Annotated in this window: 12 protein-coding genes and 2 pseudogenes; 11 read left to right on the forward strand and 3 right to left on the reverse strand. The window is 42.7% G+C overall.

The window, feature by feature from the left end; all coding sequences use genetic code 11:
• The first annotated feature begins 357 nt into the window (after positions 1 to 357).
• The 5 genes from H6G96_RS20755 (at position 358) to H6G96_RS20775 (ending at position 5,426) form a co-directional block, all read left to right on the forward strand.
• Complete coding sequence (locus H6G96_RS20755) at positions 358 to 1,212, forward strand: DUF4394 domain-containing protein (RefSeq protein ID WP_190913208.1); 855 nt, start codon at positions 358 to 360, stop codon at positions 1,210 to 1,212.
• A 403-nt stretch (positions 1,213 to 1,615) separates the two neighbouring features.
• Positions 1,616 to 2,632, forward strand: coding sequence for a YihY/virulence factor BrkB family protein (locus tag H6G96_RS20760; protein WP_190913209.1), 1,017 nt, complete (start codon positions 1,616 to 1,618; stop codon positions 2,630 to 2,632).
• A 155-nt stretch (positions 2,633 to 2,787) separates the two neighbouring features.
• Entirely contained in the window at positions 2,788 to 3,339 is a 552-nt protein-coding gene (locus tag H6G96_RS20765) for a DUF421 domain-containing protein (RefSeq protein WP_190913210.1), read from the forward strand.
• A 40-nt stretch (positions 3,340 to 3,379) separates the two neighbouring features.
• Entirely contained in the window at positions 3,380 to 4,675 is a 1,296-nt protein-coding gene (gene purB, locus H6G96_RS20770; RefSeq protein WP_190913211.1) for an adenylosuccinate lyase, read from the forward strand.
• Between the two features lie 211 nt (positions 4,676 to 4,886).
• Positions 4,887 to 5,426: a DUF4126 domain-containing protein gene (locus H6G96_RS20775; RefSeq protein ID WP_190913212.1), complete on the forward strand. Its 540-nt coding sequence runs from the start codon at positions 4,887 to 4,889 to the stop codon at positions 5,424 to 5,426.
• Between the two features lie 170 nt (positions 5,427 to 5,596).
• Here the strand turns inward: H6G96_RS20775 and hemH are convergent, their stop codons facing one another.
• On the reverse strand, positions 5,597 to 6,763 hold the full coding sequence (gene hemH, locus H6G96_RS20780; protein WP_190913213.1) for a ferrochelatase: 1,167 nt from the start codon (positions 6,761 to 6,763) through the stop codon (positions 5,597 to 5,599).
• A gap of 94 nt (positions 6,764 to 6,857) precedes the next feature.
• On the opposite strand from hemH, the pseudogene H6G96_RS20785 reads away from it, so the two are divergent.
• Together H6G96_RS20785 and H6G96_RS20790 are read left to right on the forward strand one after the other, a co-directional pair.
• Positions 6,858 to 7,552, forward strand: a pseudogene (locus H6G96_RS20785) (class I SAM-dependent methyltransferase).
• Between the two features lie 182 nt (positions 7,553 to 7,734).
• Positions 7,735 to 8,565, forward strand: a complete 831-nt coding sequence (locus H6G96_RS20790; protein ID WP_190913301.1) for a dienelactone hydrolase family protein — start codon at positions 7,735 to 7,737, stop codon at positions 8,563 to 8,565.
• A gap of 211 nt (positions 8,566 to 8,776) precedes the next feature.
• Here the strand turns inward: H6G96_RS20790 and H6G96_RS20795 are convergent, their stop codons facing one another.
• Positions 8,777 to 11,905, reverse strand: a complete 3,129-nt coding sequence (locus H6G96_RS20795) for an MFS transporter (RefSeq protein ID WP_190913214.1) — start codon at positions 11,903 to 11,905, stop codon at positions 8,777 to 8,779.
• Between the two features lie 563 nt (positions 11,906 to 12,468).
• Between H6G96_RS20795 and H6G96_RS41480 the strand changes: the two are divergent.
• The 4 genes and pseudogenes from H6G96_RS41480 to H6G96_RS20810 form a co-directional block, all read left to right on the forward strand.
• Positions 12,469 to 12,600 (forward strand): annotated as a pseudogene (locus H6G96_RS41480) (high light inducible protein); the annotation flags it as partial.
• Positions 12,601 to 12,643: 43 nt separating this feature from the next.
• Positions 12,644 to 12,856, forward strand: a complete 213-nt coding sequence (locus H6G96_RS20800; protein WP_190913215.1) for a high light inducible protein — start codon at positions 12,644 to 12,646, stop codon at positions 12,854 to 12,856.
• Between the two features lie 53 nt (positions 12,857 to 12,909).
• On the forward strand, positions 12,910 to 13,122 hold the full coding sequence (locus H6G96_RS20805) for a high light inducible protein (protein WP_190913216.1): 213 nt from the start codon (positions 12,910 to 12,912) through the stop codon (positions 13,120 to 13,122).
• A gap of 43 nt (positions 13,123 to 13,165) precedes the next feature.
• The gene (locus H6G96_RS20810; RefSeq protein WP_190729182.1) at positions 13,166 to 13,378 is read left to right on the forward strand and encodes a high light inducible protein; all 213 of its coding nucleotides are present in this window, start codon (positions 13,166 to 13,168) and stop codon (positions 13,376 to 13,378) included.
• Between the two features lie 126 nt (positions 13,379 to 13,504).
• Here H6G96_RS20810 and H6G96_RS20815 read toward each other — a convergent pair whose 3' ends face one another.
• Positions 13,505 to 14,842 (reverse strand): SLC13 family permease, encoded by a 1,338-nt coding sequence (locus tag H6G96_RS20815; protein WP_190913217.1) that lies wholly within the window; start codon positions 14,840 to 14,842, stop codon positions 13,505 to 13,507.
• Positions 14,843 to 14,848: the final 6 nt, after the last annotated feature.

The raw sequence follows: 14,848 nt of genomic DNA on the forward strand, positions 1-14,848 counted from the left end.
AACTTTATCATAATCAATACTTTATGAGAATCACAGATCGCAAATTTAAAAGTCAATATTTTCCTGAAAAATAGAGAATATGGTAGCGCGATCACATCTATTTTATAACTTCCACAGTATGTATTGAAGTCAAAACTTAAAAGTAGGAAAAGTAGGAAAAGTAGGAGATTTTCTATAAAACATTAAATAAACTCTTATTTAAGCGTAACTACTATTAACAAAATTAATTTTGTCTTAACCTGCAAAACATTATTTAAGTGTAATGTATAGTCATTAGTAAGCTTTAAACATAAATCCTTTTATAAAGGACAAGTCGTTGCTGAATCAAAATCAGAAAACCTTATTTTGGAGTGTAGGATGAAAGGTTTTATCACACGTAAAATTGCCCTTGTAGTTACTCTAGTCACTGCAACTATTGGCTTGAGTGCTAACAAAATTTCAGCTGACGTTGGCATCAACAACCTAGCTGATATCCTTCAAATCAATGTTACAGGCAACTGGTCTCCTTTAAGATTCATTGGCTTAACCTCAAATAATATTCTCGTAAATATAGATCCGAGTGGGTTTGCTTTCACAGTTAAAGTCAAAGGAATTGACGGCAACTTACAAGGTATTGACTTCCGTCCAGCAAACGGTCTGCTTTATGGTGTTACAGATACTGACAACATATACACGATCAACTCTAGAACTGGTCAGGCGACCTTTGTGAGCAAACTATCTAGCAGCTTTAATGGAGGATTTCAGTCAGGGTTTGACTTCAATCCCGTACCAGACCGCTTACGGACAGTAGGTAGCAATGACCAAAATTTTCGTACCAATGTAGATACTGGTGCAGTCACTGTTGATAAAACCCTAGCGTATGCTACTGATGATGTTAACGCCACAGTTGACCCCAACGTTACCGGTGTCGCTTACACAAATTCGGTTGCTGGAGCCACGACAACTCAACTTTTTGGCATTGATTACGATCTTGACGTGTTAGTACTGCAAAACCCACCCAATGATGGCACTCTCAGAACAATCGGCAAACTTGGTGTTAACTTTGCGCCGATAAGTGGGTTCGACATCTTTACAGATGCACAAAGCAAAAATACTGCCTATGCACTGTCTGGTTCAGTTCTTTACACTATTGACCTATCTACTGGCACTGCAACTAAAATCGCCGATGTACCTAAAGGTAACTTCCTCGGTTTAGCCGTTACATCTAAGTAGGCATCCTCAAGTTCGACTTGATCTATTATCAAATAGAATATATGCGTCAGTCGCCAGAATGGGCTAAACGCCCTGCTACCGCTAACAGAATTGAATTCTGAATGAAAAAGCGAATGAATTAAGTGGGTTTAAGATCCCCGCTAAATCTTCTCTTTCAGAGACGCTGCGCGAACAATTTAGCGGTCTACAATGAGTGGCGGGTTTGAATCCCCCACTCATTGATTCTGAGGCCTCGGCGGAGCGTCTCCGGCTCCGCTCCTGAATTCAGAATAGCTGAATTCTTCAAATTTTAAATTCCTCCCCAAGAAAGCTTCACAAACACCCTTGGGGGGATGCCTCTACTTATGAAATCAGTATCCAATATATCAGGAAGTAAGCGACATTCCCTAAGGAGACTGATTGGATGAATTTGCAGGCGATTTGGAAGTTATTACAAGAGACATTCAAAGAATGGAGTGAGGATAAAGCCTCACGGTTAGCGGCGGCGCTAGCTTATTACACGATTTTTTCTATTGCACCATTGCTAATTATTGTAATTGCGATCGCAGGGGCAGTATTTGGAGAAGAGGCGGCAAGGGGGCAAATCGTTGGACAAATTCAAGGTTTAGTCGGCCCAGACGGTGCAGAATTTATCCAAACAGCCATTCAAAATGCTAATAAACCACAAACAGGAGCGATCGCTTCAATTATTAGTGTCGCAGTTCTACTATTGGGTGCTACTGGCTTATTTACTGAGTTACAAGATGCCCTCAACACGATTTGGGAAGTGAAACCGAAACCCGGACGCGGCGTAACTAACATTATTCGCCTACGAATTTTGTCTTTTGCAATGGTGATAGGTATTGGTTTTTTACTTTTAGTTTCTTTGGTAATTAGTACAGCGTTATCAGCATTATTAACGTATTTTAGTAACTTGGTACCAGGCATAGATTTTCTTTGGCAAATTCTCAATTTTATCCTCTCTTTTGCCATTACTACGTTTCTATTTGGACTCATTTTTAAAGTCCTACCAGATGTCGAAATTGGTTGGGGTGATGTTTTAATTGGAGCTATGCTCACCTCCTTTTTGTTTTCTATCGGTAGATTTTTGTTAGGACAATACTTAGGTAATGGCAGTTTTGGTTCAGCCTATGGTGCAGCTGGCTCACTTGTAGTAATCTTAGCTTGGGTTAACTATGCCGCACAGATTCTTTTTTTCGGTGCGGAGTTTACCCAAGTTTATTCCAGAAGGTACGGTAGCGGCATAACCCCATCTAAACATGCCATACCTTTATCTGATAACACGGAATCTAATGGCAAGGCTCAAAGGGGACAATCGTCTACTAATAAAAAGTCCTCTCCTAATTTTATTAATCGCTTATTTCAGTCTTTCAAGAAGCCCAAGCGTTTAAAACAGAGAAGAAAAAATCAGAGGTTTTAATCTCTGAATACTGGAATTCTACGTTTGTAACTTTGATAAATGTTGAAGTATTTAACCTCTAATAAAAGTTAGTCTTATGAAATAAGACCACAGATAAATAACCTGATACTGGATTTTTCCAGAAGTCTATTGAAAAAAGAAGAAAATCAATGCTAATGGAAAAATTGTTTTTTATCGATTGGCAGGCAATCTTTATTCCTAGCATCAGCATCTTTGAGTTGATTATCCGTGGTTCGCTGGTATACTTGGCCTTATTCTCAGTGTTACGCGTGCTTCCCAGCCGACAACTAGGAACATTAGGAATTACAGATTTACTCGTAGTTGTGCTATTTGCTGAAGCTGCCCAAAATGCTATGGCTAGTAATTATACGTCGATTACTGAGGGCGCTATCCTGGTAGGAACTGTGATTTTCTGGAGCTATTTGCTGAATTGGTTGGGCTACAAAATACCCCAGTTCCAACGTTTTATGAATCAGCCACCGCTTTTACTGGTAAAAAATGGTCGGATAATTCAGCGTCATTTGCAACGAGAGTTAATTACAGACGATGAGTTGATGAGCAAGTTACGCCAGCAAGGTGTGGAATTTTTAGCAGATGTGAAGTTTGCATATATGGAGGCTGACGGTAGGATTAGTATCATCACCTTTGATTCAAAAACTAATCCCGCCCCTGAGCAAAAAGCAGTAGTAAAAAGCGATCTACATTAATTAAACTGTAAAATATGACGGTTGTATTCTGTGCCGAACTGTGATTGAGCGTTATACTTTGCCCGAAATGGCTAATCTATGGAGTGAAGCCTATAAGCTAAAAACTTGGCTGCAAGTCGAAATTGCTGTTTGCGAGGCTCAAGCTGAACTGGGTTACATTCCATCTCAGGCGGTTGAAGAAATTAAAGCCAAGGCAGATTTTGACCCGAAGCGGGTGCTGGAAATCGAGGCTGTAGTCCGCCATGATGTGATCGCTTTCCTAACAAATGTCAACGAATATGTTGGTGAAGCTGGACGCTACATTCACCTGGGTTTAACTAGTTCGGATGTTTTGGATACAGCTTTAGCACTGCAATTGGTTGCTAGTCTAGATATATTATTGCAACGTCTGGAAGATTTGATTCAGGTAATTCGTCAAAAAGCAGGAGAGCATCGTCATACGGTGATGGCTGGTCGATCACATGGTATTCACGCTGAACCGATCACTTTTGGTTTCAAGCTAGCTGGCTGGTTAGCAGAAGTGTTGCGGCATCAAGACCGCCTGAGAATTCTCCGCGACACTATTGCCGTGGGTAAGATTTCTGGTGCGGTGGGAACTTATGCAAATGTTGAACCGCGTGTGGAAGCGATCGCTTGCCAAAAACTCGGACTCAAACCCGACACGGCATCAACACAAGTTATTTCCCGCGATCGCCACGCCGACTATGTGCAACAATTAGCTTTGGTAGCAGCATCCATCGAACGTTTTGCTGTAGAAATTCGCAATCTACAAAAAACAGACGTTCTGGAAGTTGAAGAATTCTTCTCAAAAGGTCAAAAAGGCTCCTCGGCAATGCCACACAAGCGCAATCCCATCCGTTCGGAACGGCTGACGGGAATGGCGCGACTCGTCAGAAGTCATGCTGGTGCAGCTTTAGAAAACGTTGCTCTTTGGCATGAGAGGGATATTTCCCATAGTTCTGTAGAGCGGGTAATTTTGCCAGATGCTTGTACTCTGACACATTTCATGTTGTCAGAAATAACCGATTTGGTGAAAAACCTGTTGGTCTATCCTGAAAATATGGAACGAAATCTCAACTGCTACGGCGGCGTTGTGTTCAGCCAAAAAGTTCTACTTGCCTTAATAGACAAGGGAAGCAGTCGTGAAGAAGCTTATGCGATCGTTCAAGAAAGCGCTCACGCCGCTTGGAACAAGCCAGAAGGGAATTTCCAGGACTTAATTAGCAAAGACCCTCGTGTTACCGAAAAGTTATCCCCAGCAGAATTAGAAGTCTGTTTCGACCCCCAGCAGCATCTCCAGCATTTAGAAGAGGTTTATCAACGGTTGGGAATTTAGGATTAATTTGCTTGTAGTGAGCGTTTAAGCGCTCACTACTAACTTGTTACCCAAACAATACGCAAATTTGATCAAAGAAGATATATTAAGATACCAAAAATATTTAGTATTCCCTTATTGAAGACTGTAAGTTTGGTGCTGGAATTCTTGCCAGCCCTGGGTAGTATAAATAACAGATATTTATTTCTTTATTAGTGGTTCAAGTGCTTTAATGATTGAAATCTTAGCCACACTTTCTGCCTCTGCGGCAGCAGGGATGAGAATAGGTACACCTCTGCTGATTATTGGGTTATTGCAGGGTAGTAACTTGTGGTCACAAATCCCAGTTTTATCTCACATTTCTCCACCAATCTTATTAGGCTGTCTCACCTGTTGGTCTTTAGTTGAATTATTAGCCTCAAAAAAGTTATGGGGGCAAAGATTGCTACAACTGGTTCAGTTATTCATGTCTCCCCTCGTGGGGGCAATTATGGGGTTAGCAGTAGCTAGTGCAACAACAGCACCACACTGGCTGATTGCGTGTATTGGAGGTTTATTAGCTTTAGTACTCCAGCTAGTTCAAGTTGGTTGGTTCTATCGCTTACGCGGCTTACCCTTGTGGGCAGTCTTTCTTCAAGATACCTTGTGTGTTGCTTTAGTACTTTTTGCCTTTGATGCTCCCTGGCAAGGAGGAGTAATTGCTTTAATACTGCTTTGGTTTGCAGTTCGTAGCGCGAAGGAGTGGTATGAGTGGTATCACAAAAGGGCATAGGGGATGGGGCATGGGGCATGGGGAGAAGTTTAAATATCAGGCTTAGATGAGGCTACGCTACCCCCAAAGTGGTAGAGAACTTTTTCTAAAAGAGAAGATACACAAACGTTGGAACAAAGGAAGAAGAGCTTTCCAATACCCAATGCCCAATGTCCAATCCCCAATCCCCTTTACTGCAAAAGCCCAATCATGTGCAAGAAACCGTGACCAGTAATCAGCTCGATGATTAAGGCAATGAAGCCCAGCATGGCAATCCGACCATTCCATACTTCAGCACTAGTAGTCAGACCCCATTCCCAACGCTCTTGAGGGTACATTTTCACCCTTTTTTTCATTTGGGCAGCTTGCGAAAGCTTGAAACTGGGATTTTTCAGCGCATTAATCACTAAGTCTGCAAGTGCATTAATAAATACTGGATGGGTATTGGGAGCAGGAACACGACGGAAGTTGTGAATTCCTGCTTCTTCTGCTACTTCTCGATACTCAATATCAATTTCTTGCAGGGTCTCGATGTGTTCTGAGACAAAACTGATTGGCACAACAACCAAATCTTTCACACCTTGTGCGCCTAGTTCTTTGAGGGCATCTTCAGTATAAGGTTGGAGCCATTCTACTGGGCCAACGCGACTTTGGTAAGCTAAGGTGTGGGCATTGGGACGATTGAGGGTCTGCATAATTAGTGCAGTGCATTCCTCAATTTCTTGCTGGTAAGGGTCGCCAGCCTCTTCAACGTAGCTTTTAGGGACACCGTGAGCACTGAAGAATATATGAACCTCGTCTGGATTAGGGAACTGCTTAAGTTCTTGGGCTATAAGTTCCGACATTGCTTGGAGGTAACCTGGTTCTTTGTACCAGGAAGGAATGACGGTATAATCAATGGGTTGAAGCTTTGGGTCTTCTTGCCAAAGTTTATCCAAAAGCCGGAAGCTAGAACCACTGGTACTGATAGAAAACTGGGGATACAGTGGTAAGATTACCAAGTGTTCTATTTTATCTTGGGTGATCTGTGCGATCGCTTCTTCTGTATAGGGATGCCAATAACGCATTCCAACGTAGATATTGGCTTCTTGCCCCAAATAACCCAACTGTTCTTTTAAAGCTTCCCCTTGGGCTTCTGTGATCCGCCGCAGTGGGGAACCACCACCGATTTGCTTATAATTTTCTTGAGATGTTCTGGTTCGCCGCGAGGCAATAAACCAGGCTAGGGGCTTTTGCAACCAGCGAAATGGTAGGCGAATAATTTCCGGATCGGAAAATAGGTTGTACAAGAACGGCCCGACATCCTCTAGCTTATCGGGGCCACCGAGATTGAGTAATAAGACGCCTACACGACCCATAGCAGTTACTTTCCCCCGATCTTTTCAGGTTTTTTACTAATGTTAACAATATATCTTTATTAAATAATAAAGCTTAATAGCAAGGAAATATGCAATGGCAACAATTTTAAGGGATTGGAGTTACCGTTATCAGTGGCTGTATGATGCTATCTCTCGTTTAGCACCCTTAAGTGTAGGTGGTGAAGCCCGTTTTCGGCGACTTGCTTTGCAAGGCTTAACAATTCACTCAGATACTCAGGTTTTAGATTGATGTTGCGGCAGTGGTCAAACGACGCAATTTTTGGTAAAGATTTCACAAAATGTAACAGGATTGGATGCCTCACCCAAGTCTTTACAACGGGCGCGGCAAAATTTACCTGAAGCACCTATGTTAAAGCTTTTGCTGAGGAGATGCTATTTGCAGATAATCTATTTGATGTAGTGCATACCCATGTTGCATTACATCAAATGCAGCCTCAGCAATTGCGAAAAGTTATTAATGAAGTTTATTGCGTGTTAAAGCCAAGAGGAGCGTTTAGGCTGGTGGATTTCCACGCTCCTACAAATCAGATATTTTGGACTGGAGTATCAGTATTTTTGTTGTTGTTTAAAACAGAAACAGCTTGGGAATCACTAAAAACTGATTTAGCTGAGTTATTAACTAAGACTGGCTTTGAAGTGGGTGAGTCAACTTTATATGCAATAGGGTTTTTCATGAATTGCAATTTATTGATTTTGTTGCCGCTTCATACGCTTTCCGTTTCAATCCCTAATAGGGGTTTTCATGAATTGCAAGTAGCACGATTTTAAAAGTCTGGGCACTCAGCACTGCTTTTGCCTGACAATAGCCACAGACCAAGAACGCTTCGACACCAAACAAAGCTAATATTACGGTAAACTAATTCATAAATTGTAATATTTGTTGTCATACTTCTTACTGTACTGATAACCAACAATAAAGTTTTCGCCAATTCCCAATTCAAGGTAGGATGATGAAAGAGATAACACGCCGCAAATTTATCGCAACTGCCACCTTGGCAACGGGTTTTGCCCTGGCAGTGCAACCCATTTCGGCTCAAGTCGTCAGCACTGAGGCTAAGGGTTTAATAGCTGGTGCAGTGAAAATTCCTGTCAAAGATGGCGAAATTCTTGCCTACAGAGCAGTACCTGCAAATGGTGAAAATTTCCCAATTGTTCTAGTACTCCAGGAAATATTTGGTGTACATGAGCATATTCAGGATGTCACTCGTCGCTTTGCTCAATTGGGATACTTGGCGATCGCACCTGAATTATTTATCCGTCAAGGCGATGTCACTAAGTTAAGCAGTATAGACGAAATTCGCCCAATTGTTGCCAAAGTACCAGATGCCCAAGTGTTATCCGATCTTGATGCGACGGTAAACTGGGCAGTGAAATCAGCTAAGGGTAATGCTGATAAATTGGCTGTTACAGGCTTTTGCTGGGGCGGTCGCATTACCTGGTTATACGCGGCGCACAATCCCAAGGTGAAGGCTGGTGTGGCTTGGTACGGGCGACTCGTAGGTGATGCTACCGAGCTTCAGCCCCAATATCCTGTTGATATTGCATCAAAACTGACAGTCCCCGTTCTCGGACTCTATGGTGGGAAGGATACAGGTATTCCCCTTGATACAGTAGAGCAGATGCGCGATCGCTTGAAGTCCAGTAGCAGCAAATCTGAAATTATTGTCTATCCCGACGCACCACACGCTTTTTTTGCCGATTATCGCCCCTCCTACCGCGAGGAAGAAGCAAAGGACGGTTGGAAACGTCTTTTGGCATGGTTTAAGCAGTATGGCGTGTAAAAAAGAGGAAAAGGGGCAGGGGGCGGGGAGCAGGGGGGGAATCCCCATACATGAATGTAGTTGCTCTCTAACTCTTGTGGCAGGCTAATTTCAGTATCTTTCTCCCTGCCCCCTTCCCCCTGCTCCCCTGCCTCTTTGGTAAGTCTGCAAAACAAAAAAAGCCTCCCATATCAGGAGGCTTAAAAGTTAGCGGAGAAAATTTATCAATCTACTACTGTGTAGCTACAGCGATCACTCCTCCTAATGCAGAGAAAATCGCAGAGACGGTTGCTGTGGCAAACAGCCACCAAGATGCTGAAGCTGCGGCTTTGCGGGTTTCTTCTGCTTGACGCTGTGCTTGATGCTTCACTTCTTCGAGACGGCGTTGCGCTTCATGCTGTATGCGTTCTGCACGTTGCAATACTGTGTTGCGGGCCCGTTCAATTTGGTCGATGACCCGGTTGGCATCTTCCTCAGAGATGTCCTCACGAGAACTCATAATTGCTACTAGGGTATCACGGTCAAAAGAAGATAGGCGATCGCGCAGGGCATCAAACCCAGCTTGGGGATCGTCAAAAAATGTGCGGACATCGCGCTTGATACTATCATAGTTAAGTTCCGGGCGATCCAAGGAGTTGAGATAGTTACGAATTCGGGCAAAAACCCCGTCAATCGCATCTTGAATGCCTCGTTGGATGTTCCGCACTTGTTCTACAAATTGATCCCTTACGGACACAATGCTATCGGCAATCCGCGCCGCTTCTTCATCGGACATATCTTCCCGAATTTTCAGCAAGGCGATGATGGTAGAACGATCAAAATGGGAAAGGCGATCGCTAAAAGTTTCTACCCCAACTCGCGGATCGTGTAACAGTAGTTGCAAGTCGCGTTTAATACCTTCTGGATTAAGTTCTTCCTTGCCAGTTTGACGCAAATACTCTTCCAAATAAGTTTTGAATGTTTGCGCTCTTTGCTGTGTGCGGGTAGCTAAACGACGAGGCGCACGCACAAAGTTGCGAATCGAACTTTGCGTGGAATCAATGATTTGATTGATTTGTTCTTCATTCAAGTCTTGACGTTGACTTACCAACTTCACCAGCGTATCCCGGTCGATCTGGGATAATCGGCGGCGCAGTGCTACGGCTCCCTCTTTGGGATTTTCAAACAATCGGGTCAAATCCCGTTGAATACCTTCTGGGTTCAATTCTTGTTTACCAGTATTCCGCAGATAATCTGCGATCGTGGTGGTAACAGAGTCGTATTGCTCTTTGGCTTTATCCGCTACAGCTTGGGGTGTGTGGCGAATACTATGCCACGACTCCTCAGCAGAATTGATGATTTGATTAACTTGATCTTCACTCAAATCTTGCCGTTGACCCAACAATTGCACCAAGGTATCGCGGTCAAAGCGAGACAACCTCGCCCGAATTGAGCTAATTCCAGCTTGGGGATCTTCCAGTAACCTTTTAAACTCTGCGCGGATAGCATCAGGATTAAGTTCTTCTTTTCCTGTATTACGCAGATATGATTCTACATTCAGCCACAAGGTTTCTGCTTGATATTGTGCCTGTTCTGCTAGTCCTTTAGATTCTACCAAGACGCGATCGCGTTGTTTTTCCAACTCGTCCAGAATGCTGTCTACTTCATATAGTTGAACATCATTCCGTTCCAGTAATATCGCCCGAATTTCCTGACGATCAAGGTGCGCTAGTCGCAATGTCAGAGTTTCATAATCTGCATCTGGATCTTGCAACAGTGGTTTAAAATTCTGCTCAATGCCAACGGGTGTCAAATCTGCTTTTGGGGTAACCAGCAGATAACTTTCCACTGCACGTTGCAAGTCTTGTACTATTTCTCTTTCTTCGATACCTCTAACTGTCACTATCACATCTTGGCGGACAGCTTCTAACTGATCTGCGATACGCTGAATTTGGGCTTGGGTAAGCAGTCCGCGTTGTTGCAGAATATTAGCGAAATCGTTGCGGGATAAACTTTCTAGTTCCCTGCGGACTATTCCAGGGTCAGCTGCTGGGTCGTAGATAACATCACGAAATTCCTGGGCGATTCTTTCCTGGCTTAGTTGCCAAGCATAAGTGTTGTGCAGGTAGTTTTCGACATCAGCCCGAATTGGACTATAGGGTTGTGATGGTGTTGGCAGACCTAGCTTATCTGCTTGTTGGGTGACTTTATCTTTGGCGGTGGTGAGACTACGCAAGATTTTTTCCACATCCAAATCAGGCAAATCTGCCCGTCCCAACACAGTGGCGGTTAAGGCGGATAGTGCTTGCTGGATTGTACTTTGCATTGGGCCAACGCCTGCTTTTTGGTTTTGGTCAGCTTCTTTGGAACCGCCCTGTTCTGCTAATAACCGATCCAGTTTGGCGTTGAGTTCATCTGTTTTGTTTTGTCCTGCTGGAAGTGACTTCAGATAATCCATCAACTCACCTAGGCGGTCTTGGGTGGGTGATTGCTGGCTCACTACCTGTTGCCACACTTTATACAAGGTATCAGCAATGCGGCTAACGTCTTTTTTGGAAAGGTCGGTGCGGCTGCTAACTAACTCGATAAACTTTTGGCGGTCGATGTTGCGAATATCTGGAGTCCCTGCGATCGCTTTTAATTGCGGATCGTTGAGTAGATTTTCAAAGTCACTCCGAATCTTTGACAAATCTAGCTCTGGAGGACGTAACCTATCTAAGTAATCTTCTATATTCTCACGGATACTTCCAGGGTCAATGGCGCTTCCTAGTTCTCGACGGACGGCGGCGGCGGCGGCTTCAGCTGTTGCTACAACTTGGTTATTGACAGCTTTTGCGCCCAGTGCGGCGGTGGCTGTCCCCATAATCGCCTGAAAACCTGAAGTTGCCGTATTGACGACTGAACCAATTAAGGAACCTACGGTGGTGGAACTTACCCAGACGAGGAGCAAAAAGTAAGCGCCCCAAATCACCAAACCGAGAATCGCCCCCAATGCTGGGTCTAAGATTACAAGGCTCAATTTAACCGCAAGAAAAGAAGCAATTAATAAGGCGATCGTCACAGTGACTAATGTCCAAATCCCCACTGCGGTGCCAATTTTGCGAATGTTACCGCCCAAACTTCCGGCTTCCCCAGTGTTATCTGAATCCGAGTCAGATGAGTGCCCCAGATAGGAAATACCGGCTGCAAGGGAGAGATTAGTTAAAACTAATTGGAAAGCAAAGGCTAAAATCACGCCGGAGATTAAAGCCACAAAAAAGCGCGGCCCGGAAGTGAGAACCGATGCCTGTGATGGTGTGACGTTTGGGGGATCTACTAGAACCTGTGCCACCCACAATAGTGGTTTGTAGAGTCCCAGCATGATTTCCGTACTTTGGAACATTGTATTTCCTTCTTCTAAGGTTTAAATTTGGGGAATTAAGATTTTCTTGAGAAGCAACTCTTAGTATTTATGTATGTTTGTACCTATGGCAATACCTAACTCATTAGCTCAGAATCCTGGAATTTGGCTATTTAAAGCATCTCTCTAAAGATTGAAAAGTGTATCCAGCGAAAGATATAACTTTTATTATCCCTCGGTGGGAATTTTAATCAAATTACCACCTGCTCTTAATTATGTATAGCTAATTTTTACTTTTTAATTGCTTATTTGTAGCGATTGATTCTGTTTGAGTTATAGTTTTTTGGAAGTTATTTACATTTATTTACATATTTGTTTTTAGTCACCCTCTCAAGGTGGATTTGTCTAAAAAAATACGTTTCTGATAATCGTCCAGAAGAAGTGCCTGTGGTTTGTACCCATAGGCATAAATATGTCTAGTGATAAACAGCTACATTAAAGTTAACAAATCAAACGAAACGTTGAGGACGAAAAAATGGCAACTCTTTCTTCTATATATTTGCCACAATTTCCAACAGAATGAATCGCAAAGATAGCAATGAATTCTATTTGGCTAAACTCCTCAAACCAAAATTTGGAACGTTCGTTTTGCAATTATTGGCTTCTTGCCTATTTACCTTTGGGATGTAGCCGATTATAGCCTTCTGAGTGACGTTTTACGCATAGTTGGCTACTAGAACATTAAACACTTGAAAAATTACTAGATATCGGAGAAAAAAAATGGCAACTCAAGAGACTCGTCCTTCTACTGATTTACCACCTGTTGCAGCAGAATACAACGGTCGCGATCGCAATGAATTTCTGTTTGGCTGGACACCTCAAGCCGAACTTTGGAACGGTCGCTTTGCAGCAATTGGCTTTCTAGCCTATTTATTGTGGGATTTGGCCGGCTATAGCGTTGTTCGTGACGTTCTACGCATAGTTGGCTACTAGAACATTAAACACTTATAAACACTTGAAAAATCACTAAATATTGGAGAAAAAAAATGGCAACTCAAGAAACTCGTCCTTCTACAGATTTACCACCTGTTGCAGCAGAATACAACGGCGTAGATCGCAACGCATTTCTGTTTGGCTGGACACCTCAAGCCGAACTTTGGAACGGTCGCTTGGCAGCAATTGGTTTTCTAGCCTATTTGCTTTGGGATTTAGCTGGCTATAGCGTTGTTCGGGACGTTTTGCACTTAGTTGGCTACTAGAGCATTAAACACCTGAAAAATTACTAGATATTGGAGAAAAAAAATGGCAACTCAAGGAACTCGTCCTTCTACAGATTTACCACCTGTTGCAGCAGAATACAACGGCGTAGATCGCAATGCATTTCTGTTTGGCTGGACACCTCAAGCCGAACTTTGGAACGGTCGCTTGGCAGCAATTGGTTTTCTAGCCTATTTGCTTTGGGATTTAGCAGGTTATAGCGTCTTAAGGGACGTGCTACACCTAATTAGTTATTAGCAATAGCTCAGGATTGATAAGTGTCTGAGTATAAATAAAGATAGTACTCAGTAACCCGGCTTCTTACCAAAAGTCGGGATTTATCTCCTGAGCATTTTACATTTAATTAGGTTCACCCTTGCCTATCTAGAGCAAAAAGCGAACCAACACATACAAAGCTGAAGTTAATAGTTGCAATACCATTACTGGAATACCGTAGTGGAGAAAGGTTTTAAATGAGATGCGGCGTCCATGCTGCTCAGAAATCCCGGCGGCTACGATATTAGATGATGCACCTACTAGTGTGCCATTACCTCCTAAAGTTGCACCAAACATCATCGCATAAAACAGTGGTAATACTTCTGGCGGAAACTGTCCTTGAAAGTCTTGTGCTAAAACTTCTGCGGGTGCTAATCCAACAGTAACAATATATTGTTTGAGTAAGGGCACCATCCCTACCACTAAAGGGATATTAGGCACTACGCTAGATAATATTCCCACAAAAAATAATAAAACTAAGGAACCTAGCATAATATTTTTTCCTAAAATTGCTGCCAATACTCCTGATAAACCATTAATCACACCTGTTTTTTCTAACCCTCCAATTAGCACAAAAATACTCATAAAAAATATTAATGTACTCCAATCTACATCCCGCAAAATGTTGTTAACCGAATCGATTTTGCTATGATGAGATAAAAGCAAAGCTAAAGCTGCTCCTAACAAAGCTACGGCAGCAGGCGAGATGGGAACTGGTAGAGATTCTCCAATTACAAAAAATAGCAATACGAAAAATACAATCACTGCACCGATGCTTAAAGCTCGTGGGTGATTTATTTGTGGGTGTGGCAGTTCTTCAAGATTATCTAACTTTGTATTCCAAATTTTACGGAATAAAAATGGTAGTGTTGCAATTACTACGGCAACAGCAATTACTCCTCCTAAACTCAATTTCAATAAATAATCTGTAAAGCTGATATTCACAGCATCACCAACAATAAATGTAGCTGGATCTCCAACTAAAGTCAGTAGTCCGGCACTATTAGCAACGAACACCATTAAAATCAACAAGGGTACGAAATTTATCCCAACTTCCTGCGCCATTGGGGGAATTAAAGGTGCTAGCAGCATTACTGTTGTGGCATTTGGTAAAACTGCACAGACGGGTGTAACAATAGCCACAATGCCGAGCAATAGACGCTTGCCTTGTCCCTTAGCTATGAGTACTATTTGAGTAGCTAAATAATCAAATATTTTGGTAGGTTCAAAAGCCCGCACTAACACCATAACTCCAAAGAATAAACCGAGTGTTCCATGACTTTTGCCGATGTAACTAACAGCTTCTTGTAAAGTCATAACGTTGGTAAAAACTAATAACAATGCTCCTAATAATGCTGCAATTGTGAGATGTATCCATTCTGTCATCACTAAGATAATGACGCTTATAAAGGTAATCACACTGAGGATTGCTTGCCAGTTTTCCACATCCTA

It is taken from the genome of Nostoc sp. FACHB-892, assembly GCF_014698795.1.
In the GTDB taxonomy this organism is placed as follows: Bacteria; Cyanobacteriota; Cyanobacteriia; order Cyanobacteriales; family Nostocaceae; genus Nostoc.

Coding starts and splice junctions, on each gene's coding strand:
- H6G96_RS20755 (WP_190913208.1), top strand. CDS start 358: ATGAAAGGTTTTATCACACGTAAAATTGCCCTTGTAGTTACTCTAGTC.
- H6G96_RS20760 (WP_190913209.1), top strand. CDS start 1,616: ATGAATTTGCAGGCGATTTGGAAGTTATTACAAGAGACATTCAAAGAA.
- H6G96_RS20765 (WP_190913210.1), top strand. CDS start 2,788: ATGGAAAAATTGTTTTTTATCGATTGGCAGGCAATCTTTATTCCTAGC.
- H6G96_RS20775 (WP_190913212.1), top strand. CDS start 4,887: ATGATTGAAATCTTAGCCACACTTTCTGCCTCTGCGGCAGCAGGGATG.
- hemH (WP_190913213.1), bottom strand. CDS start 6,763: ATGGGTCGTGTAGGCGTCTTATTACTCAATCTCGGTGGCCCCGATAAG.
- H6G96_RS20790 (WP_190913301.1), top strand. CDS start 7,735: ATGAAAGAGATAACACGCCGCAAATTTATCGCAACTGCCACCTTGGCA.
- H6G96_RS20795 (WP_190913214.1), bottom strand. CDS start 11,905: ATGTTCCAAAGTACGGAAATCATGCTGGGACTCTACAAACCACTATTG.
- H6G96_RS20800 (WP_190913215.1), top strand. CDS start 12,644: ATGGCAACTCAAGAGACTCGTCCTTCTACTGATTTACCACCTGTTGCA.
- H6G96_RS20805 (WP_190913216.1), top strand. CDS start 12,910: ATGGCAACTCAAGAAACTCGTCCTTCTACAGATTTACCACCTGTTGCA.
- H6G96_RS20810 (WP_190729182.1), top strand. CDS start 13,166: ATGGCAACTCAAGGAACTCGTCCTTCTACAGATTTACCACCTGTTGCA.